Raw genomic sequence first — 19,729 nt, forward strand, 5'->3', positions numbered from 1 at the left:
CCTGCTTGAAATTCATGGCCTCACCAGCCACTACGGGCGCATACAGGCCCTGCACGGCATCGACCTCGAGGTTCGAGAAGGCGAGCTCGTCGCGCTCGTGGGTGCCAACGGCGCGGGCAAGACGACCTTGCTGCGTAGCATCTCCGGTGTCCAGCCCGTGACGGGCGGCACCATACGCTTCGACGGCCGTGAGATCGTGCGCAATCAGCCCGCCGGCCGGGTGCGGCAAGGCATCTGCCAGGTGCCGGAAGGTCGGCAGGTCTTTGGGCCGATGAGCGTGGAAGACAACCTCCGGCTTGGCGCCTTCGTGCGCGACGACACTGCGGCGATCCGCGGCGACCTGGTGGCGATGTACGCATTGTTTCCAATTCTCGGCGAGTTCCGACACCTCGCTGCCGGCACGCTGTCCGGGGGCCAACAGCAGATGCTCGCTATGGCCCGGGCGCTGATGGGGCGGCCGAGGCTCCTGCTTCTGGACGAGCCCTCGATGGGCCTTGCGCCGCTGATCGCCCTGGAGATCTTCGGCGTGGTCCGCCGGCTGCGGGAGGAGGGCAGCACCATCCTCCTCGTCGAGCAGAATGCGCAGGCCGCGCTCTCGATCGCCGATCGGGGCTATGTGATCGAGACCGGCCGCATTACGCTTGGGGGCGGCGGCAGCGAGCTGCTCGCAAACCCGGCCGTTCAGGCGGCCTATCTCGGCATGTGATGCGAAGGACGACACCCTCATGACCAACGCAATCACCGAGCAAGTGTGCAAATCGGAGCGACACACGACTCACTACCTCGCGGCCGGCCCCGTAGACGGGCCATTGATCGTCTTCATCCACGGCTGGCCGGAACTGGCGATCAGCTGGCGCAACCAGCTCGAATGCTTCGCGGCGCTGGGCTTTCGCGTGGTGGCTCCCGACATGCGCGGCTACGGCCGGTCGAGCGTCTATCCGCGCCATGCCGACTACGCCATGGAGGCACTGGTGCAGGACATGGTCGAACTTTTGGCCCACTTGGGCGGAGATGCCGCGGTCTGGGTCGGGCACGATTGGGGCGCGCCGGTGGTGTGGAGCATGGCGAGCCACCACGCGGACAAGTGCCTGGGCGTCGCCAATCTCTGCGTGCCCTACCTGCCGCAAGGGTTCGCGCCTGATATCTTGGTCCCGCTGGTTGACCGCAGGATCTACCCCGAGGAGACCTACCCGGCCGGTCAGTGGGACTACCAGCTCTACTACCAGGCGCATTTCGATGACGCCCGGCACGCACTGGAAGCCGACACCATGCGTACCATCAAGGCGCTCATGCGCTCCGGCAATCCGGCCGGCCACGGAAAGCCCTATCGCACGGCAACCTTCCGGCGCGAGGGCGGTTGGTTCGGCGGCGCGCCTGCGGCGCCGGATGTGCTCCGCGATGCGGCGGTCTTGACGGAGCAAGCACTGAGCCAGTACGCGAGCGCGCTCGCCGCGAACGGCTTCTTCGGGCCTGACGCTTGGTACATGAATGCGCAGCACAACATGGCGTTCGCGGCGCAGGCGCCGTCGAGCGGGCGTTTGGCCATGCCTGCGCTGTTCCTGCACGCGCGCTACGACTGGATCTGCGAGACGCTGTCATCAAAGCTTGCCGACCCGATGCGTAGTGCGTGCGACGACCTCTCAGAACGCATTGTCGACAGCGGCCACTGGATGCAGCAAGAGAAGTCCGAGCAGGTCAATGCCTGCCTTGCGGGCTGGCTCGCGCGGCGTGTCGCAGCGGCCTGGCCGGGCGAGCCGCTTCGTCTTGATCTACGGAGTGCTTAGATGAACAACTTTCCCGCAATTTCCGAAACGATCACCGACCGCCAAGCCGGCCACCTGAGACATTTCGCCAACCTGTCCCGTCAGCCCGTCAACGACTGGTCGTCAATGCAGGGTCGAGGTGCCGGGCAAGACGACTTCGGCGGCTATCGATTCCAGTTGGCCTACATGGCCTATGCGTTGGCGCTGGCCCATAAGCATCGGCTTCCGGCGGCGCCAGGCGCGTTCAAACCGGTCTTCGAGCGGTTGATGGAGAAGATGCTGCTGCCCGAAGTCTGGATGTACTGGGCACGCGTGGGCCGGGGCGGCAGTGTTTTCAACGCGCACCTGTCAGACAACTACAGTGAGGACTGGAACCCGGTCGGCCGCGACAACATCATGTACAGCGCCTATGTACAGTCGATGGCGTTGCTCTATAGCTACCTGTTCGGTGACGACCGCTATGCTGCTCCGGGCGCGCTGACTTTCAAGTACTGGTCCTATTTCTGGGGCGGCAAGGAGCGCCGCTTCGAATACGACCAGAACAGCCTCAACGAACACATCTACTGGCAGATGGTGGAGAGCGGATACCTGGGCGTGGCCTGTGAACCAAATTGCGTGTTCCAGATCTGCAATCAGCCGGCGATCCTCGGCTTCCGCATGCACGATCTGCTCAAGGGCGGTTCCGTAGCAAGCGAAGTGACGACGGCCTACCAGCAGGCCTGGCAGCAGTTTGGCCGCGTTGGGGAGAACGGCCATTACCACATCATGCTGTCGCAGGATACGAAGACGGTGCGGCCGAACGTCGGAAAGGCGGTGTGGGTGGACGCGTGGTGCGGCACCTTGATGAACATGTGGAACCGTGACTTCGTGCACGAGCACTATCCGTCCCAGATCCACGATTGGCTTCTGCCGGGCCGCGATGGCGCGCTCTCCGTGAAGTCCGCGCCGAGGCCTGAGGTGATGGGCCAGAAGATCGTCAACGACGATTCGGACTTCGGCTGGGCGGCGACCTGGGCATCGGAAATGGGCGACGCCGAGACGCTTGCGGGCCTGCTGCTGCACGCCGATCGCCACATGGCGCCGACGTGGCGCGATGGCGGGCTCTACTTTCCGCGAAACGACTCACCGGAAGACGAGGAGGGCAACCGTACCTTGGTCGAGCCGATGGCCGGCAACGTGCTGCTGGCCTATGCAAGCCTTAACGTTCCCGACGGGCTCTGGCGCCTCTACAACGAGCCATGGGAGCCGACCCATCGGACGAACCCCGCGCTGGTCCGCGTGGACGAAGGCGTCGATGTGCTGGAGGCTCGCTTCGACGCAGGCTCGCGGCAGCTGCGGTTCGCGCTCCGGCCATGTCCGACAAGCTGTTTGGGCTCCGGAGTCGTCATCGGGAGATTGTCAGCGCAAGGTCCGTGGGTGTTGAGCTGCGGCGGCGACGTGATTGCCAGAGGCAACGCAGATCGTGTCGAATCTTCTGGCGGCGGAGGCGTCGTTGTACGACTTATGGACGAAGGGATCGAGATTCTGAGCGCACAATCGGGCACCACAAGCTTCATCATGCAGTTTGCCGATTGAGCTTGTCCGGCAGCACTCAGTGTGTCGCATCGGATGTGCTTCGCGACGAAGTCGTAGCGAATGAGAGTGGTGACGTCGCGAGCCGTGTGATCGGCGGTGCCGGAAATATGCAGCAGCGGACCTCGGTCACTGTTGCGCGTGTTGACCTTCGACGATGGATTGAACGCAAGGTTGGCAAAGGCCACTTCAAAGAGGCCTCGCACTGGGGAGGGGATGCCCCACTTCTCGAGAAAGCTCAAAAAGCTTAGGTCGGTGTCCACGGAATCGGCAGCAGCCCATGAAAGTGCCTCCGGCGGCAGGAGTAGGGATGTCCAGCGGCCGGAGCGCGGCCAGAGTTCGAGGATCGACTGTCGAACCGACGGTCAAGAGCGGTTGGGCCGAGTCCACCGGGACGGCGGGCGTCCATAGTGCTGTGGAGGACGCAACCAAGGCATGGCTGGACGCCGACGAGCCCGGCGGCTGGGAATGATCGTTCAGCCATGACTATGCTCCCTCTTGCTGCGATTGTTGGTGATGGAGCGGCCGCCCGAAACCATCATGGCTCGGAAATCCTCGACCGTCATGCCGGCGCCGGACATCGCCGCCCCGGCGTGCTGCATCGTGAGTCCGTCGAGGATCGCGAGCTTGAACGTGTAGTAGATGTTGCCCCCCAGGCGAAGCATGCCGAGCCAGTCGCGCTCGAGGATTGCTCGCGTCTGTTCGGCCGTAGCGGGGAAGCGGGCCAGATAGCCCGGCTGGTCCGCACGGAAGGCGTCGCGGTTCTGTACCAGGTCCAGCGACTTGCAGAACATGTTCAGGTGATAGCCCATGTGACAGTGATCGCCGTCGAACATGTAGGTGCCGGGTATGTCGTCGTAGTCTCGTTCAGCGTTCATTGCGGTTCATCTTCATCGTTGGGCTGCGGTGTGGGCCCTCAGGGTAGCCCGGTAAAAGTGCATCGGGTTTTGGCGCAGACATGAAATCTCGGTCGCTCGCCATCACGGAAGTATCAGCCGATTCGAACGGCAGACCCGCATACTGCTCGGCCAGTGCGGCTTGGGCGTGTCTCGACGACTGCAGATAGTGAAGCTCGTACTCTTGCGCGCGCTGATCGAATTCGCTCATGTCCGGAAACCGATGCAGCAGGTTGGTCAGATACCACGACGTGCGCACCGAGCTCCAGATACGCCTCAGCGCCACGTCACTGTAGCTGTCGATCAGGCGCGTCGTCCCCTGCCCATAGAACGCGGTGATTGCGCGGGCCAGATAGAACACGTCCGACACGGCCAGGTTCAAGCCCTTGGCACCCGTCGGAGGCACAATGTGTGCGGCATCGCCCGCGAGGAACAGGCGACCGTGGCGCATCGGTTCCGCCACATAGCTGCGCAAGGGCGCGATCGATTTCTCGATCGAGGGTCCGGTCACGATGGCGTCGGCCATCTCCGTGGGATAGCGCGACTTCAATTCCGACCAGAAGCGGTCGTCGGACCAATCTTCCACGCGGGCGTCGAGCGGGACTTGAATGTAGTAACGGCTGAGGGTCGGACTGCGCATCGATGCCAGCGCGAAGCCGCGGGGGTTGTTGGCGTAGACGATGTCCGCTAGCGGCGGCGTGCGGGACAGCACGCCGAGCCAGCCGAACGGATAGATTTTCTCGAACTCGCGCAGGATTGCGGTGGGAATGGCCTTGCGCGCGACGCCGTGAAAGCCGTCGCAACCGGCGATGAACTCGCAGTCGAGCCGCACAGTCTCACCGTTGTGGCGGAAAGTCACGTGCGGGTGCTCGCTGCTCACGTCTTCGAGTCGCACGTCGTGCACCTCGTTCAGCACCGCCGCGTCACGTTTTGCGGCAGCGGCGATGAGATCTTCCTGGATCTGCGTCTGACCGTAAGCCATGAACCGCTTGCCAAGATGCTTATGCACGTCGATCATGAAGTTCTCCCGCCCCGCCCACACGATCTGCATGCCGTCGTGAGGATGGCCTTCGCGGTCCATGCGTTCGCCCAGGCCGATGCTGCGCAACAGATCCACAGTTCCCTGCTCCAGTACCCCGGCACGGATCCGCGACAGCACATAGGCTTCGGTATGCTTCTCCAGCACCACGCTGGCGACGCCCGCCTGGTGCAGCATTTCGGAAAGCAACATGCCCGCCGGGCCGCCGCCGATAATGGCCACTTGTGTCTTCATGGATTGCCCATTCCTTGTGTTGAGTCTTTGAGGCTGCGAGATTAGGACATGCGGCATGTGTTCGAGAAGTCAGTGCGGGGCTATCCTGATAGCCTCCAGCGATCACCTGTGTTCTTGCGGCATCGCCGCGAGAACTTGACGAGACCCCCAATGACTCTGCAGCAATTGCGCGCCTTTCTCGCGATCGTGGAACATGGCAGCTTTCGCCGGGCGGCGCGCGCGCTCGACATTTCGCAGGCGGGTCTCACTGGCAGCGTCCAGGCTTTGGAAGTGGGGCTCGGCGTGGCGTTGTTCCAGCGTTCCGCGCAAGGCGTGCGGCTCACCGATGATGGCAAGCGCCTGCTGCCTCGCGCACGGTTGATCGACAGCGAGAGCCATCGCGCCGTCGATGAAGCTCTGTATGCACAAGGTCAACGCGAAGGTCTTCTGAAAGTCGGCCTGGGACCGACGCCAACTGCGGCATTGCTGCGGCTGGTGGTACCCGATTTCCATGCGCGATTCCCCTCCGTGCGGCTGAAGCTTGTCGAAGGCTTCTTCGAGCAACTCCTACCCTCGCTGCAACAGGGGCAGATCGAGCTGGCGATCACTGCAGTACCGCATGAGGGCGTCGGCCCCGGCCTCAAGAGCAAAGTGCTTTTCCGGAGCGATCTCACGGTCATCGGCCGCGCCGGGCATCCTTGCGCCCGCGCCACTTCGCTGCGCGAGCTGGCACACTTGGAGTGGATCTTGATGGGGGCTCCCGGCGAGCCGGGAGGAACGGTCACGCGATTCCACGTCGAGCAAGGCCTGCAGGTGCCGCGCATCGCGGCCACCTGCGAATCGCTCACGCAAGTCGCGGCGTTGATCGGTGGTTCCGATTGGCTTGCGATGGTGCCCTCCGTGTTGGTTGCGCAAGGCTTCCTCGGCGCGCACGTGGCGCCCATCATGCTCAAGGAGCAGGCACCTCGGTTCGAGAATTGCGTTGTCCATCGCGTCGACAGCCCGTTGACGCCGGCAGCCACAGCATTCGCGGCCATGTTCGCTTCGTGCGCACGCGTCGTGGTGCGCCAGAACCCCGAGTGATTCACGCTGCTTCGGCAGCGTACCGCGTTCGCTGCGCAGCGAGCAAAACCGTTTGCCGGGGAAACTCAGATGCAGTTGAATGCCAGCTAGTACTAGCATCAGGCGGCTCCTCAGCGCCAGCGCCTCGACGGTCGCGCGAACAGAGAAGCGAGGCCTTCAGTCCTTGCCGAACGCCTTCAGCTTGTGAGGCTTTGGCGTATCGCCCGATGACTTGATGATGTAGCGGATGTCGCTCGCGCTCAGGCCGCCCTTGTTCATCTCGGGCACCAGTTCGTCGATGTTCCCGCAGTCCTTGATCGCTTCGCGGTACTTGGTGATCAGCGGCTCGCGCATCCTGATCACCTGGCCGCTTTCGAGCTGCTCTGCGCTCTTCGTGATGTCGCCGGTGGCCGGGCGCTGGCGTGACGCCCACCATCGAGGGTGAGGTCAGATACCCGATGGCGGACGGCTCCGTGCCGGCGGCCTTGTTTCGCAAGCGATCTTCCTTGTCGCGGCAAGGAGGCATGAGCACAACGTGTTGCTGGCGGCACTTAGAGCAGAACAAAAGGTTCTTCGCGGCGAACTTGGCTCCAGCGCCGGTGGATTTCGGGCATCGCTGAGAAACGGCGAGTGGCCGGAAACCTACACCACCCTCAAGGGGCGGTCCAGCACATGCGAACGCTACCGGTGCGGGAACTGCAAGATTTCAATGAGATGTGCGTATTTCAGCCCATCGTGGACGGCGTTTCAGGCTGATCGTGGACGCTGTTTCAGCGCGATCCTGGACGATTTGGGAAGCGCGCGAGTGATCTTTTGACCAGGCCTCAAGCTCATCGCCTTTTGCGGTGAAGCCTGATGCCCACGAACAGAATCACGATGCGCCGAATCCGAGAGACACTGCGCCTGCATCTGCAGGCAGACCTGAGCTACAACGACATCGGCCGCGCGCTGAAGATCTCCAAGAGCGCCGCGGGCAAGTACGTCTCGCTCGCCCGCGCGGCAGGCGTGGACTGGGCGCTCGCCCAGAAGCTCTCCGACGAAGAGCTCGAAGCGCGGCTGTATCGGCCGGCGTTGCCGCGCTCGAGCCACCGCCCACCTCGCACGCAGCTACATGGCGTGCATCGAGTATGGTGATGACCAGCGGCGGTGCGAGCCGTCGATCAGAAACCAGCCGCCCCGCAGGACCACAAGAATGCCGTCCGGACTTCCACCGCCAAGCGCCGTCACCAGCCGTCGACTCAGAGCTTTTTCCTTGGACACGTCGATCATCGAGGCCGCCTCTTTCAAGTTCGACAAGGGGGTGTTGAGGCTGCTTGCGAGCCAGCTTCCGACTTGGCTCCAGCTGGTCATGCCAGGCATCGTCGAGCAGGAGGTATTCGATCATCGAGCTGCACATGTCATTCGCGCCGAGCAACAAATCAAAGCAGGCTACGCAGAGCTCCGCCGGCATGGCGGTCCGGGGTTCGGAAGTTCCGAGCCGATGGTTGCTGAGGATGCAATCGAAGTTGCCGGCGCGTTTTTCGACCAGCAGGTCGATAGGTTCATCAACAGTTTTGGCGGTGTTCGCTTGGACCTCTCAATGGTCGGCTTGGCGGACCGGATCTTCGACAGCTACTTCAATTCACATCCGCCCTTCGGGGGAGGCAAGGACAAAAAGCACGAGTTTCCAGATGCGGCGATCCTGGTGACGTTGGAGGACTTCGCCATGCACCGCGGCATCCAGCTCATCATTGTGTCGAAGGACGAGGGGTGGAAAGCCTTCGCCGCCCAGTCGCCACATCTCTTTTGCGCCGTGTCGCTCGATGAGCTCACGTCCCTCTTCGAGCACACCAGCAGCGAGGCGCTGGCGATCCGACGAAAAATCGTGGCGGAGATCGATCGTCCGAATTCGGAGCTTCGCAGAGCCATTAGGTCCTCCCTCAAGTCGAGCATCCCAAACATTCAGTGGTCCGTTAGACCATGGCGAATACTTAACCACCATGTCCACGTGCACGTTAGGAACGCCGAGTTCACAAGCATCGAGCCGAAATCCGACGGCGTGGGCTTGTGGTTGACTTCGCCGGAGGCCGACAAGTGCGTCGCAGAGATCGTCGTGGACACTCTGGTCGACGTCACGATCGAGGGCGCCATTTCGAAGGGTGGTGCTGGCGACCGAGAGGAGGTCGCCAGCGGTGAAGCGGCACTGGAGCATGCCGCGGAGATTAAGGTCTTCCTCGAGTGCTCTGGTGAACTCCTGCGAGACGAAGTCGATGCGTGGAACGTCACTGTGGATCTGGCCAATCCCGTGATCGCCCTCGATGTCGGCAAGGCTCCGTTTGATCCACCTTCGAGCGGCAAGGTGCCGCGCCCATTCGCTGTGACCTATGCAGGAAGCTTTGACGGGTTGTTCGATGACGATGACGACCTGCCGTTTTAGATAGCCCAGCGGCAAGCGCCGCCGTTCGGACTCGCGGTCAACAGCGCTTTTGTATCTCGCGACGGCGCCACCATCGCGCCAGGAAAGAAGTGGCGCAAAGCGGACGTCGTCTCGGTTCAACGACCGAATGAAAAAATGCACCTATCGCGATAACTCTTCCTATCACGATAGGTCTGACTGGATGGTATGAAGTACGGGTGAGCAGGGCAGGGCGGCAGGCCGCAGATTGCGGTTTCCCAAGCCCCTCGCAACTGACGGCGCTGTGTGCCTGAGCCGCCTCGGAGCAACGCGATGGGCCAATCGTCCAAAGACGGTCACGAGAGTGTTCACGCCGACCGGGGGTTTGCACACCCCGCGCTGTGCGAGTACTGTGCTGGCTTCCTTCGTGCCTTCGGCGTCTGGATTGGCGCAACCCACCCCCACGACCATGACCGACTCCTCCCCACCCGACCTGAAAGCCGGCGTCCAGCTCGAACACATCGCCGAAGGTGCGATGCTGTCTGGGCAGATCGACGGCGAAGACGCGCTCCTGCTGCGCCAAGGCGATGCGTTCTACGCGATCGGCGCGCAGTGCACGCACTACCACGCGGCGCTCGCCGACGGCCTGATCTGCGGGCATGTGCTGCACTGCCCGATGCATCACTCGCAGTTCGACATCCGCAGCGGCTCGGCGCTTTGCGCGCCGGCACTCGACGACCTGCCCGCCTGGCGCGTCGAGCAGGTCGGCGGGCGCGTGTTCGCCCGCGAGCGCATCGTTGCTGCACCGCGTTCGCGCAAGAACGCGCCGTTGGACGATGTGGTCATCGTCGGTGGCGGCGGGGCCGGCTTGGCGGCCGCCGACAGGTTGCGGCGGGAAGGGTACGAAGGCCGCCTCACGATGCTCAGCGCCGACGTCGACCCGCCGTATGACCGGCCGAACCTGTCGAAAGACTTCCTCGCCGGCACGGCGCAGGCCGACTGGATGCCGCTGAAGCCTGACGACTGGTATCGGGAACAGCGCATCGACCTGCGGCTGAACACGCGAGTCGAGGCGATCGACGTGGCGGCACGCCAGCTGCGCGTGGCTGGTGGCACGAAATGTCCGTTCGGAGCGCTGCTGCTTGCCACCGGCGCCGACCCGGTGCAGTTCGTGGTGCCCGGCGCAGCGGCGGGCCAGGTGCTGAGCCTGCGCAACTTCGCCGACAGCCGTGCAATCGTTGCGCGGGCGGCATCGGCCCGCTCGGCGCTCGTGATCGGTGCGAGCTTCATCGGCCTCGAGGTCGCGGCATCCCTGCGCAGTCGCGGTCTCGAGGTGCACGTCGTGGCCCCCGACGCAGCGCGTGCTCGGCCCGGAACTCGGCACGTTCGTGCGCGACCTGCATACGTCGCACGGCGTGACCTTTCATCTGGGCACGACAGTGACGCGCGTGGACGGCAAGCGCGCCAGCCTGGCCGACGGCACTGTGATCGACGCCGACCTGATCGTCGCGGGCGTCGGCGTACGGCCGTCGGTCGTGCTGGCCGAGCAAGCTGGGCTCGCGGTCGACCGCGGCGTCAGCGTCGACGCCTACCTGCAGACCAGCGCACCGGGCATCTTCGCGGCCGGCGACATCGCACGCTGGCCCGATCCGCATTCGGGCGAACGCATCCGCGTCGAACATTGGGCGCTTGCGCAGCGCCAGGGCCAGGTCGCCGCGCTGAACATGCTCGGTTGGCGCCAGCCTTTCGACATCAGCCCGTTCTTCTGGAGCCAGCACTACGACGTGACCATCCAGTACGTGGGCCATGCCGAACGCTGGGATGCGATCGAGATCGACGGATCGCTTTTGGCGCGCGACTGCAGTGTGCGCTACTGCCAGGGCGACCAGGTGCTCGCCGTCGCTACGATCGGCCGAGACTTGGCCAGCTTGCGTGCCGAGCGTGAACTCGAGAACACCGTGGCACCGGGCCACCCGTGATGTTTCTCGTACAGGCTGGGGATTGCGTTGGTCGGCGTGATCCAGCGCATCGTCGTCAAGACGGTCGGTCCTGCCGTCCTGGCGGCGGCGACGGCGGTGGCGTTTCAGTGACTCTTTGCCCAGCGATCTGCCGCTTCGCGTTGAGGCCGGATGCAGTGCGCAGCCCGGCGAGGGCACTGCAACACCAATCGCGCACGATGAGCTGGGATCGCCAGCACGATTGAGGCGTTGCTCCCCGCCTTGGCCAACCCATGCCTTCGATAATGGGATGGCGCCAGCTGCTTGAGCGGGCTATGTCTGCGCTACCCTGGAGCCGGTTGATTCTGAGATTTTCGCGGCACCTGATTGACCGCAATCGGGATCACAGCGTGAATGCGTTATGCTGACTGCTCTGGCCGATCTGAGTCGTAGCTCGGTGCGCTGCGAAGGACTGCTTTCCACCGGAGACGCGTCCTTGTTCTCGACATTCCCGAACAAGACTCCTCGCTCAAGGTTCGCGCCATGAGAGGAGCGCTTGGCCGCGTCTGGGCACCACGACGCAGGGGCCTTCGGTCGTCGGCGAGGTCGAGGCTCAAAGCTCCCGGTCGTGACCGTGAACTTGACCAGTGGACGCTGGCGCGCCACTTCGGCCGCGTCTTTCGGGCAGGCCACGCGCGGGCCAGCTTACTCGTATGATTTACGCGCAATACATTGGATGTCTAACGCATTCCGCGGGGTTGGGCACCATAATCTTCGCTTATCGACCCCAATTGGAGGCTGTCGATGAATCCAGGCACCACGGGCGTCTCGGCGTCCAACCCAACAGTCCCGGTCCGGCGGCGAGGGCCGCGCGGTGTGCAACTGGAAGAAGTGGTCGAGGCGGCCGACGCGCTGCTCGGTCAAGGGCTCAAACCGACGATCGAGCGCGTACGCCAGCAACTGGGCGGCGGCTCGCCCAAGGACGAAAGCGCGGCGCCTGTGGGTCGAGTGGCGGCCGGTACGTACGAACGGTCTCACCATGCTGGGCCTGTGTGGCGCCGCCGCAGGCGGCGCGATCGGCGTTAGAGGCGCGCGGATTCATTGCAGTGGCGACCCTGAACAAGGTCACGCGGCAATGCTGACGAGAAGGTGCCAGTCGAACACCTGTGCGACTCGAAGGCCATTGTTGGGGCTGCCTTCGGCCATCAGTTTCCCGGCGAAGGGGCGCTCAAGGCCGCTGACTTTTCCGGCGGAGAGGCCACCGTCGTTCCCAGACTCCAGAGCCTTGGCTTCGAGGTAGTGCGCGTCGGGGAAGACCGGAGCGCGGCGGAAGTGCAGGCGACCGTGTCCATAGGGCACAGGGCCGCGATCGTCCGGGGCGTCACACTGGCCCGCGCTTCCTCATCCGGGTCGCAAAAATAACCCGAGCACCCAACGCCCAATGGATTTCACAAACGATCCGAACAGCCCGAGCAGGCGCCTGACCTTGGACGTGTGGTCGGAGCGTTTGCGGATCTGGCTGAGCAGCAACAGACGGTCGCGGTTGGCATCGAACGCGCGGTTGATTTCTGCTGCGACGACGTCATGCGCGCCGCGCGGTAGTTGCAGCCTATCCAGGCTTGCCAGTTGCGCAAGCCCCGCGTCACGCGCCTCAGCCATTGCCTTGCTCGCCGCTTCGAGCATGCGCGCGATCTCGTCATCGCTGATCCACAGGCTGTCCTGAAACGCGGTCGCAAAGGCCGCTTCGGCACTCGTGCGAACGTGCGCCATCGAAGTACTGGCCAGCACGCCGACCTCCTGCAGCATGGCGCCACTCAGGTAGCTGCCTGCAGCCGACCGCCGAATGCCCATGGCTTTGACCGCGTCCTTGAACGCCTCGCGCGCCTCGTCGACCGCGTTCAGCACCTGCGCATTGAAAAGATAGATCGGGTCGGCCATCAGGGGATCAGTGGCTGGAACGAGTGGAGAAAGAACCCGTACATCACCTGCAGCGCGTCGCGCGCGTCATGCTCAAGAATCGTCCTCGGGTGTTCCTTGCGGCTCCAAACGCGCCGGCCCAAGGTGTCCGGGTCTTCATCGTTGCGCCGGTGGATGAACGGGTTACGGAAGTCGCTCAGGATCTTTGCGCCGATGAGCAGTTCCTCGGAGAACGGTCCCGTCGCGCGGGCCTGCTCGATCCTCTCGGTGATCGTGGGCTTCGACTTCACCTTTCCGGAGGGCAGCAGCAGCGGTGGCAGCCGGTCGTTGAGCACATGCTCCACATAGGCCAGCGCCAAGACCAGCGTCGAGATGAAGTTGCCGTGGACGTAGCTGTCAACAGCCTCCCGCATCACCCCCGAAGTCTCTGATCGCTCCCAATACGGACCGCCTACGCTAGCCCGATGCTTGCCGAGCCAAATGTGACGCTCCGCCCGCTCTTTGCGGTCCAGCGGGTCGAGAACCTCAAGGCACGCATTCACGCGCTCGCGGAACTCCTCTTCGGTCTCCGTCGTCGGCGAACCATCCGGATTCGGGCGAGGCGCGAAAGGGTATGCGGGCATGCTGGCGTCGTGCGTCAACCAACCGGCGCCGCGTCTTCGTCTTCCCCGGGCGCGCGCGGCCCAATGCGCTCGTCGGTGACGAGCTTTAGCAGAGCGACGTTGCCAGCATCCAAGGCGTCGATCCACATTGGGTAGGAATGCTCGCTGGCCGCGAACTCCGTCCAGACCGTCGCGTCCTCGGTCGATTCATGCAGGACCCAATGGAAGTGACCGGGGTCGGGCTCGTCGACGAAGACGCTGATGTGGCGAAGGTGGGGCATTTACATATTATGCGGACCCCAAAAAGCTACTACGGTTTCTCCCCCGGCGGTCTGCGATCGCTTCCGGCGATTGCGGCCGATTGAGAGAGATTCGCGCCGGAGGGCAATGGCCATGGTCCTATCGGGCTTCAGAGCGTGGTGGCAGCCTCCCTGGTCGGGCGGCGAGCATCCACGATGCGCAGTAGGTGCGAGGCGAGCATGACCTGCTCCTGCGCTTCGGCCGGGTCATCGAGCTGCACGGTGCGATGGGAGTGCGGATTCTTGTACGAGCCGATAGAACCGGCAAACAAGTGGGCAAGCGCCTCACGCTCAGCGGCCGGCTGCGACTGGTCGGTCAGGACACCGTTCGCGCCGAAGGCCTGCCGCATGAGGTCGACGCCGACCAGCGTCGGCGGTGCGCCGCTCGCATCGCGTACGGCAATCTCCACCGCTCGGAACCCGATGAACACGGCCATGCCCAGGTCGCCGCGCGCAAGCGCCATCCACACCTCGTCGGCGATAGACGAGTGCAGCAGTGACTTCGGGAACGCGGTCGCGCCTTTGAATGCGATGAAGCCTGCTTCGTCGGCGATGGCCTCGGCGCGGCGGCTCAGGATCGCGAAGCCGCTGCGGCCATTCTGGCCCGGTGCCGGCACCAGCAGGCCGGTGCGCAGCAGCCAATTCCAGCCCTCGTTGATCGCCAGTTCGATCTCCCGTTGCCGGTTTGGCGGGTACGGCCAGTTGCCGATGTTCAGTGTCGAGTCGCCGGGATGGAAGTGGAGGAAATGCTGCGCACGTTCGGTGCGCGCGACCTGCAGCAGGTACCAGCCCAGCTCCTCGGGCGGCAAGGCGAGCAGCAGTTCGTGATCAGGTAGGAGGTCATAGATCAGCATGGCGGCAATGATGTCGGCGGCGCCCTCGGGCCCAGGGCGCCCTCACTCGTGTAGGCCGGAGACCTCCCGCAGCGCGTCCAGCACATCGCGGGTCGCGGCGATGAGCGATATGAACTTGTCCTGCCCCAGGTAGGTGCACTCGTGCATGACGAGATTTCGGAACTTGACTGCGTATCCGAACAGTTCCCACGTGTCCTCGGCGAAGAAGTCGCTGGGCGCCGCCTTTCCGAACGAGGTCAGCACCCTCTCGACCAATGCCTCAGGCTTGGCGTGACGTTCCTTCTCGTAGCTCGTCGCCAGATCAAGGGTGGGGGACACGGATCTGTGGACCACCACTGCTCGTGCCAATGCCTCGACAGCAGAGACCAGCGTGCACAGTGCAACCGGTCCGATCTCGTCGTGGTTGATGCGGCGCGCGATGATCCCAAACCTTGCCTGCGGCTGAGATTGGACATAGATCTGTCGAAGGCTATCAAGCTCGCTCTGATAGTCGATGTTTGGGTTGAGTTTTGCCATGGGGCGATCGTACGGCGAGGGCGCGCTTGGAAGACGCGCTACGCCGCTTTGTTGACCCTGAAGTGCATGACCTTCCCACCCATCACTTCGATGGTGCGTGCGAGCACGCCATCGCCCGTCACCAGCGTGAAGCCATTCTTGAGCGCAACCTCAGCGATCAAGCCATCGTGAACGTTGTTGGGTCGCTCGGCTTGCTCGTCGAGCGCGGCGCGGATGGCGATGTACATCTCGCCGTCGCTCCACTTGGCGTGGTCCCAGCGAGTCGCGTCCCAGACCATGCTCTCCACTGGAACCAGCGTCGGGCGCCACTGAGCGAGGTTCAGCAGCAGCAGGGCTCGGCGATCTCGGTCCGGCGTGTTGTTCAATTCATCGATTTGAACGTGAGTCACAACGAACTCGGCGTCGTCGGGAAACTGCTCGCGCTTCAACAGGTTCTGCGCCCATTGATTGAAGACGTTGGAATCCAGAACGAAGGTGGCCATCTCGATATTGTCGAGGACGCGGCGTCCTGGTTCAGCACCCGCCCGGCAGCGAAGTCGGTCGCCGACCTTGAAATGCTCCAATGCTGCGGCTGGCGCGATCTTGATCTATCGCTACGGCGGGCCCTTCCGGTAGCGACAACTGCGTATGGCATCAGGAATGACGCTAGAGCGGCAGATTGCGGTCGTTCATGTCCATCGGACCAAAGGACCGCAAACGCTGCATACTCGACCTTGCTTGTGAGAAATCGAGGGCCTGCAGGGCCGGGCTGTCTCAGTTGAAGGGAATGTGCGTGGTCTGATGGCGAGGGTCCTCTCGCATTCGCGCGAACCATCCTAGGACCTCAAAGAAGATCCCCGAGGCACTGCCTCGGGGAAAATCCACCAAGTTWGGGTGGAGGAGACAATCGGCGCACCAGAAACGGATGGTCAAAGGTGTCTGTAGGCTCGCGTTGAACCATGCWAGCCGCATGCCCATGTCGTCCGTGGATCCAGCCGGGACCGGGGTCCGTYGGTGCCGTGGGGTCGTCTCAACTCTGGATGTAGGTGCGCAGCTGATCGATCGTCTGCTCATGGTCGGCGATGATGTCGTCCATCAGGTCACGGATGGAGATCATGCCGATGATCTGGGCGCCCTCGACCACCGGCAGGTGCCGGATGCGCTTTTGGCTCATCATCGTCATGCACTCGCGCGTGTGGGTGCTGGGCGTCACGGTCATCACGTTGGGCGTCATGATGTCGGCAACCCTCATTTCTTTCGAACTCTTGCCCTGGAGCGCGACCTTGCGCGTGTAGTCGCGCTCGGAGACCACTCCCACGAGCCTGCCGTCCTCGACCACCATGAGTGCTCCGACCTCGTAGTCGGACAGGAGTTGGAGCGCCTCCAGCACGGTGGCGTTCGGATCGATCCGCCAGGGGGCAGAGTTGCGGCGCTTGAGGAGTTCGGAGACGGGTTTCATAAGGTCGCTCCACTTGGTTGGATGCAAGCCCTACGCAAGAGCTGCGCCCGGTCGCCATTGCCGAGGCGTTGGCCGACGTGAAGGTCGGGAAGATCGAATGCCCCATGCCCCATCGGTCGTGCATCTGTCCCATGTAGCTTTTCATGCTCTGCCAGTGTTGCTGCATCAGTTGCTGGCGGGCGGCCGCATCGGGGTTCGACCGTAAGACCGCTTCTGGCCGGTTGGAGCCAGCTATCCATGACGCCAAATCAGCGAGGCACCAGGGAAATGTTGGGTCACCCACTGGGCGAAGATGACCAGTGGCTTACGCCAGTCCCGCTTGAATGATGGGTTAGGACCGCGAATGACTGCGAACCCGTTGGTAAGCCAGCGCAAGGCCAATAATGGCTAGGAAAAAAGCCCAACTAAAAGTTAGAACGGCGCTCGCGATATCACCGCCTGGGACAGGCCAACCAAAAAACAAAATGGCGTGGGCAGTCGCTGGACGAAGCTTCGAGACAGCGAAGTAAGCGGCAAGCCAAGCTGTAAGGTACCCAAAGACAAGAAAAAGAAGAAATCGAAATACACGCATGAAAGGCCTAACCGAGCGAATTGAGCATCACCGACGAACGGCCGGTTGTGGCCGCATCCTGCCACACCCGCGGCGGCGCCACCGGGCCCAGAGCACCGGTTCACGACAGAAAAGCCCTTGAGAATCGACGCTCAAGGGCTTCTTTGTTGAGCATGCTGTACGAATTGCAGGCACGCCTTTGTAGCGTCCCGAGTCGGGGGCTTGCAGATTTTCTGTGTGTGGAACGATGGCCCCAGTGGACTCTGTCAGGGAGTACATTGATCGGGTGTTGGCCCAACGCCCATACCGGCCGGCCACGCGAGAAGGAGGTTCAATGACTCATATGACGCTCTGCCCGATTGCCATAGCCGTCGGGTGCAAGAAATGTCCGGCGTTCTCGATCTGCCCCGTGAAAGGCGTGATCGGCGACTACAAGAAGCCGGAGGACGCTCCGCCGAAACCGCTGGACAAGACTGCCAGCGCTCGTCGGGACAAATAGTTGCGTGCGGTCAGGACTGTGGTCGGAGGGTGCCCATGAGCGAAAGATCCGCGATCGAGGAAGCGCGCTTCGCGCAAGCCGTGCAACTCGTTGCCGCAGCCATATCCGCCGATTCGCTGAGCAGCGATCGGAGCTTTGATGCGCCCACTCATCAAGACGTCATTCGGGTGGCGCTGATTCGCGCGTACCTGACGCTTGGGGAGGCGCGTGACGAAATTGAGGGTCATGTGCGCAGTCCGGATTGACCGGGTCCAGCCAGTGCCTGCGGTGCGGCCTCATGGTCATATTGATATTTGCACTCCTCTGGACGCGGGACTATGTTTAGCCAACATGGCCTTTCGAGTGGCGCCCTTGGTTCGCCGGGACGCGGGGCCATTTGAGCCATGCAGCGGCCGGGCCGTGGACGAGCGCACACGGGGTGTTCGTCTCGGCTGGGCTCCCGGCTTCGGTGATTCCAACGTACTACCGGTGGTTGTAGAGGAGAGCGAAATGCTTGGCGAAAAGATTGGCGAAGGCAAGGGCAAGGTGACGGCGCAGCGGGTGCTTCCAAATCCGGGTGGCGGGCCGAAGATGGAGACTTCATTCCAGGGCAGCGGAATGCTGCTGGGCGTGAGCGAAACGGAGACCGGCACGTACACCGCGACGGCGAGGCCCGATGGCTCCTTGTTCGGAGACGGCCAGGGCATCGTCATGAGCAAGGACGGCGATGTCGGCACCTGGACGGGCCAGGGTGTGGGCACGATCAGGAAGGACGGTGCCGTGAGCTACCGGGGCGCCGTGTACTTCCAGACCGCGTCTCCCAAATGGGCGCGCCTGAACAGCCTGGCGGCGGTCTTCGAATACGAGGTCGATGCGCAAGGCAACACGAGCGGCCAGCTCTTCGAGTGGAAATAGGCGGGGAACCGGCGGTCGCTGGATGCGCGCAGCGCCGCAATCGGGGGGCGTTCTGCGCGCCTGGTGGGGCCCTTCACATCCCGCCGAAGCCCGCACTCTCGGACAAGCCTGCTGCCCGGAAGCTGCAGCAGGTGCGGTCGACCGCCACAAGCCGCGGCGGCAGCGAAAATCCTGCCACAGCAGTCAAGGACTGCTCCTAGCCGGAAGCGGCTGGCTGCCCATTGTTGATCGCCGCGTGGTCAGTGCGCACGCGCTTCAATGCGATCGCGCCGTCGCACCCGCCCTGCCCTGCCCCGGCTTTCTCTGAAGCTCCAGGACGGCGGGCGCCGTTCAGACACGCAGTGGGCCGATTCCTCATCGAATCAACGACTTGCGCGCGCCGTCGTCAAAGTTAGACCCTAAATTTGATGGAATTCCGGTCTAACTTTGATCGAACTCACTCAAACTTGAGTTCCTCCAAGGTTGTCTCACCTGGTTACCCAAGGAAATCAACAGCTTGCGAGCGCCGTTTTCAAAGTTGCACCACCCGCTTTTTCAAAGTTGTTGGCAGGTGGGATCTGACATCCAACGACCGCTTCCGGGCAGTTTCGACGTCCGCTGTAGACCCGCAATGGGCCCGAAAGCGACATTCGAGTGTCGAGTTTGGCAGCAGGAAAGCCGACATTGCCAGCCCAATCCTCGAAGCACTAGGCGTGCCGGCGCGGCGCGGCCAGCCGGTCCGGCCGTTGCCAGAGCGCGAGGCGCCGCGTCCGGCCGCCCCGCGCGGCGTGGTGCTCAAGCCAGAGGAGCGCGAGGTCCTGGAATTGCTGGCGCGGAACCTCTCCGACAACGAGATCGGGCGTGCCATGCAGGTCGGTGAGACCCCCATCAAGTGGGGGCACCCTCCCTCAAGGAGGGGGCTTCAAGGCGCTCCGATCCCTATTCTCTCGTCTGTGAGGTCGCCGAGGCGCTCTGACGCCACCCGCCCCCGCTCTCAACTCATTTTTCACGCAACAGAAGGACGAACCATGAACTTCCTCGACGGATCGCTGTACCCCGAGAACCAGGACAAGCTGGTCATCACCGCCGCGCCCTACGGCCCCGAGTGGGTGCCTTCCGATTTCCCGCAGGACATCCCGGTCACCATGGAGCAACAGGTGCAGAAGGCGGTCGACTGCTACAACGCCGGCGCCACGGTGCTGCACCTGCACGTGCGCGAGCTCGACGGCAAGGGCTCCAAGCGCCTTTCAATGTTCAACGAGCTGATCGCCGGCGTGCGCAAGGCCGTGCCCGACATGATCATCCAAGTGGGCGGATCGATCTCC

At 63.2% G+C, this 19,729-nt stretch carries 21 protein-coding genes and 2 pseudogenes; 12 read left to right on the forward strand and 11 right to left on the reverse strand.

The window, feature by feature from the left end:
* Window position 1 precedes the first annotated feature (1 nt).
* From AC1DYD_RS17295 to AC1DYD_RS17305, 3 genes are read left to right on the forward strand one after another with little or no spacing between them, the layout of a single operon-like run.
* Window positions 2-706 (forward strand): ABC transporter ATP-binding protein, encoded by a 705-nt coding sequence (locus tag AC1DYD_RS17295; RefSeq protein WP_478174000.1) that lies wholly within the window; start codon window positions 2-4, stop codon window positions 704-706.
* Between the two features lie 19 nt (window positions 707-725).
* A complete protein-coding gene (locus AC1DYD_RS17300) occupies window positions 726-1,784 on the forward strand; it encodes an alpha/beta hydrolase (RefSeq protein ID WP_478173975.1) in 1,059 nt (352 codons plus the stop codon).
* The gene (locus tag AC1DYD_RS17305) at window positions 1,785-3,338 is read left to right on the forward strand and encodes a linalool dehydratase/isomerase domain-containing protein (protein ID WP_478173976.1); all 1,554 of its coding nucleotides are present in this window, start codon (window positions 1,785-1,787) and stop codon (window positions 3,336-3,338) included. It abuts the gene before it with no gap.
* A gap of 473 nt (window positions 3,339-3,811) precedes the next feature.
* Here the strand turns inward: AC1DYD_RS17305 and ligA are convergent, their stop codons facing one another.
* Complete coding sequence (ligA, locus tag AC1DYD_RS17310; RefSeq protein WP_478173977.1) at window positions 3,812-4,213, reverse strand: protocatechuate 4,5-dioxygenase subunit alpha; 402 nt, start codon at window positions 4,211-4,213, stop codon at window positions 3,812-3,814.
* Window positions 4,203-5,504, reverse strand: coding sequence for a 4-hydroxybenzoate 3-monooxygenase (gene pobA, locus AC1DYD_RS17315; protein WP_478173978.1), 1,302 nt, complete (start codon window positions 5,502-5,504; stop codon window positions 4,203-4,205). Before pobA ends, ligA begins: the two co-directional genes overlap by 11 nt.
* A gap of 150 nt (window positions 5,505-5,654) precedes the next feature.
* Between pobA and AC1DYD_RS17320 the strand changes: the two genes are divergently transcribed.
* Window positions 5,655-6,566, forward strand: coding sequence for a LysR substrate-binding domain-containing protein (locus tag AC1DYD_RS17320; RefSeq protein ID WP_478173979.1), 912 nt, complete (start codon window positions 5,655-5,657; stop codon window positions 6,564-6,566).
* A gap of 156 nt (window positions 6,567-6,722) precedes the next feature.
* Here the strand turns inward: AC1DYD_RS17320 and AC1DYD_RS17325 are convergent, their stop codons facing one another.
* Window positions 6,723-6,899, reverse strand: a complete 177-nt coding sequence (locus tag AC1DYD_RS17325; protein WP_478173980.1) for a hypothetical protein — start codon at window positions 6,897-6,899, stop codon at window positions 6,723-6,725.
* Window positions 6,900-7,400: 501 nt separating this feature from the next.
* On the opposite strand from AC1DYD_RS17325, the gene AC1DYD_RS17330 reads away from it, so the two are divergent.
* Window positions 7,401-7,679, forward strand: coding sequence for a hypothetical protein (locus tag AC1DYD_RS17330; RefSeq protein ID WP_478173981.1), 279 nt, complete (start codon window positions 7,401-7,403; stop codon window positions 7,677-7,679).
* On the opposite strand, the gene AC1DYD_RS17335 is transcribed toward AC1DYD_RS17330, so the two are convergent.
* Window positions 7,653-7,814 carry a hypothetical protein gene (locus AC1DYD_RS17335; RefSeq protein ID WP_478173982.1) on the reverse strand — a complete coding sequence of 54 codons (162 nt, stop codon included), beginning with the start codon at window positions 7,812-7,814 and terminating at the stop codon, window positions 7,653-7,655. The genes AC1DYD_RS17330 and AC1DYD_RS17335 overlap by 27 nt on opposite strands.
* Between AC1DYD_RS17335 and AC1DYD_RS17340 the strand changes: the two genes are divergently transcribed.
* The 4 genes and pseudogenes from AC1DYD_RS17340 to AC1DYD_RS17355 all read left to right on the forward strand — a co-directional run bounded on the left by AC1DYD_RS17340 (window position 7,798) and on the right by AC1DYD_RS17355 (window position 12,278).
* Window positions 7,798-8,961 carry a PIN domain-containing protein gene (locus tag AC1DYD_RS17340; protein WP_478173983.1) on the forward strand — a complete coding sequence of 388 codons (1,164 nt, stop codon included), beginning with the start codon at window positions 7,798-7,800 and terminating at the stop codon, window positions 8,959-8,961. The two genes, AC1DYD_RS17335 and AC1DYD_RS17340, sit on opposite strands and share 17 nt — an antisense overlap.
* A 427-nt stretch (window positions 8,962-9,388) precedes the next feature.
* Window positions 9,389-10,898: pseudogene (locus AC1DYD_RS17345) on the forward strand (FAD-dependent oxidoreductase).
* Between the two features lie 762 nt (window positions 10,899-11,660).
* Window positions 11,661-11,846: pseudogene (locus AC1DYD_RS17350) on the forward strand (DNA-binding protein); the annotation flags it as partial.
* A 159-nt stretch (window positions 11,847-12,005) separates the two neighbouring features.
* Window positions 12,006-12,278 (forward strand): ScoMcrA-related endonuclease, encoded by a 273-nt coding sequence (locus AC1DYD_RS17355; RefSeq protein ID WP_478173984.1) that lies wholly within the window; start codon window positions 12,006-12,008, stop codon window positions 12,276-12,278.
* On the opposite strand, the gene AC1DYD_RS17360 is transcribed toward AC1DYD_RS17355, so the two are convergent.
* The 7 genes from AC1DYD_RS17360 to AC1DYD_RS17390 all read right to left on the reverse strand — a co-directional run bounded on the left by AC1DYD_RS17360 (window position 12,258) and on the right by AC1DYD_RS17390 (window position 16,482).
* A complete protein-coding gene (locus AC1DYD_RS17360; RefSeq protein WP_478173985.1) occupies window positions 12,258-12,794 on the reverse strand; it encodes a hypothetical protein in 537 nt (178 codons plus the stop codon). The genes AC1DYD_RS17355 and AC1DYD_RS17360 overlap by 21 nt on opposite strands.
* Window positions 12,794-13,414 (reverse strand): hypothetical protein, encoded by a 621-nt coding sequence (locus AC1DYD_RS17365; protein ID WP_478173986.1) that lies wholly within the window; start codon window positions 13,412-13,414, stop codon window positions 12,794-12,796. Before AC1DYD_RS17365 ends, AC1DYD_RS17360 begins: the two co-directional genes overlap by 1 nt.
* Window positions 13,411-13,656 carry a hypothetical protein gene (locus tag AC1DYD_RS17370; protein ID WP_478173987.1) on the reverse strand — a complete coding sequence of 82 codons (246 nt, stop codon included), beginning with the start codon at window positions 13,654-13,656 and terminating at the stop codon, window positions 13,411-13,413. The genes AC1DYD_RS17365 and AC1DYD_RS17370 overlap by 4 nt, the downstream gene beginning before the upstream one ends.
* A gap of 128 nt (window positions 13,657-13,784) precedes the next feature.
* Window positions 13,785-14,528, reverse strand: coding sequence for a TIGR02391 family protein (locus AC1DYD_RS17375; protein ID WP_478173988.1), 744 nt, complete (start codon window positions 14,526-14,528; stop codon window positions 13,785-13,787).
* A gap of 42 nt (window positions 14,529-14,570) precedes the next feature.
* Window positions 14,571-15,044: a hypothetical protein gene (locus AC1DYD_RS17380; protein ID WP_478173989.1), complete on the reverse strand. Its 474-nt coding sequence runs from the start codon at window positions 15,042-15,044 to the stop codon at window positions 14,571-14,573.
* Window positions 15,045-15,082: 38 nt separating this feature from the next.
* A complete protein-coding gene (locus AC1DYD_RS17385) occupies window positions 15,083-15,526 on the reverse strand; it encodes a hypothetical protein (RefSeq protein WP_478173990.1) in 444 nt (147 codons plus the stop codon).
* A gap of 527 nt (window positions 15,527-16,053) precedes the next feature.
* Window positions 16,054-16,482, reverse strand: coding sequence for a CBS domain-containing protein (locus AC1DYD_RS17390; RefSeq protein ID WP_478173991.1), 429 nt, complete (start codon window positions 16,480-16,482; stop codon window positions 16,054-16,056).
* A 1,084-nt stretch (window positions 16,483-17,566) separates the two neighbouring features.
* On the opposite strand from AC1DYD_RS17390, the gene AC1DYD_RS17395 reads away from it, so the two are divergent.
* From AC1DYD_RS17395 to AC1DYD_RS17405, 3 genes are all read left to right on the forward strand, one after another.
* Complete coding sequence (locus AC1DYD_RS17395; RefSeq protein ID WP_478173992.1) at window positions 17,567-17,776, forward strand: hypothetical protein; 210 nt, start codon at window positions 17,567-17,569, stop codon at window positions 17,774-17,776.
* Window positions 17,777-18,020: 244 nt separating this feature from the next.
* Window positions 18,021-18,425 carry a hypothetical protein gene (locus AC1DYD_RS17400; protein ID WP_478173993.1) on the forward strand — a complete coding sequence of 135 codons (405 nt, stop codon included), beginning with the start codon at window positions 18,021-18,023 and terminating at the stop codon, window positions 18,423-18,425.
* 1,007 nt (window positions 18,426-19,432) lie between these two features.
* On the forward strand, window positions 19,433-19,729 hold a 297-nt coding region (locus AC1DYD_RS17405), incomplete at its 3' end, for a 3-keto-5-aminohexanoate cleavage protein (protein WP_478173994.1).

Source organism: Variovorax sp. P4_B11, from assembly GCF_056402355.1.

What these genes read in the sequence shown, in the direction of transcription:
- AC1DYD_RS17380 (WP_478173989.1), bottom strand. Translation starts at nt 15,044, where the DNA reads ATGGCAAAACTCAACCCAAACATCGACTATCAGAGCGAGCTTGATAGC.
- AC1DYD_RS17300 (WP_478173975.1), top strand. Translation starts at nt 726, where the DNA reads ATGACCAACGCAATCACCGAGCAAGTGTGCAAATCGGAGCGACACACG.
- AC1DYD_RS17385 (WP_478173990.1), bottom strand. Translation starts at nt 15,526, where the DNA reads ATGGCCACCTTCGTTCTGGATTCCAACGTCTTCAATCAATGGGCGCAG.
- ligA (WP_478173977.1), bottom strand. Translation starts at nt 4,213, where the DNA reads ATGAACGCTGAACGAGACTACGACGACATACCCGGCACCTACATGTTC.
- AC1DYD_RS17335 (WP_478173982.1), bottom strand. Translation starts at nt 7,814, where the DNA reads ATGATCGACGTGTCCAAGGAAAAAGCTCTGAGTCGACGGCTGGTGACG.
- AC1DYD_RS17370 (WP_478173987.1), bottom strand. Translation starts at nt 13,656, where the DNA reads ATGCCCCACCTTCGCCACATCAGCGTCTTCGTCGACGAGCCCGACCCC.
- AC1DYD_RS17360 (WP_478173985.1), bottom strand. Translation starts at nt 12,794, where the DNA reads ATGGCCGACCCGATCTATCTTTTCAATGCGCAGGTGCTGAACGCGGTC.
- AC1DYD_RS17400 (WP_478173993.1), top strand. Translation starts at nt 18,021, where the DNA reads ATGCTTGGCGAAAAGATTGGCGAAGGCAAGGGCAAGGTGACGGCGCAG.
- AC1DYD_RS17395 (WP_478173992.1), top strand. Translation starts at nt 17,567, where the DNA reads ATGAGCGAAAGATCCGCGATCGAGGAAGCGCGCTTCGCGCAAGCCGTG.
- AC1DYD_RS17330 (WP_478173981.1), top strand. Translation starts at nt 7,401, where the DNA reads ATGCCCACGAACAGAATCACGATGCGCCGAATCCGAGAGACACTGCGC.
- AC1DYD_RS17305 (WP_478173976.1), top strand. Translation starts at nt 1,785, where the DNA reads ATGAACAACTTTCCCGCAATTTCCGAAACGATCACCGACCGCCAAGCC.
- AC1DYD_RS17375 (WP_478173988.1), bottom strand. Translation starts at nt 14,528, where the DNA reads ATGCTGATCTATGACCTCCTACCTGATCACGAACTGCTGCTCGCCTTG.
- AC1DYD_RS17390 (WP_478173991.1), bottom strand. Translation starts at nt 16,482, where the DNA reads ATGAAACCCGTCTCCGAACTCCTCAAGCGCCGCAACTCTGCCCCCTGG.
- AC1DYD_RS17325 (WP_478173980.1), bottom strand. Translation starts at nt 6,899, where the DNA reads ATGCGCGAGCCGCTGATCACCAAGTACCGCGAAGCGATCAAGGACTGC.
- pobA (WP_478173978.1), bottom strand. Translation starts at nt 5,504, where the DNA reads ATGAAGACACAAGTGGCCATTATCGGCGGCGGCCCGGCGGGCATGTTG.
- AC1DYD_RS17320 (WP_478173979.1), top strand. Translation starts at nt 5,655, where the DNA reads ATGACTCTGCAGCAATTGCGCGCCTTTCTCGCGATCGTGGAACATGGC.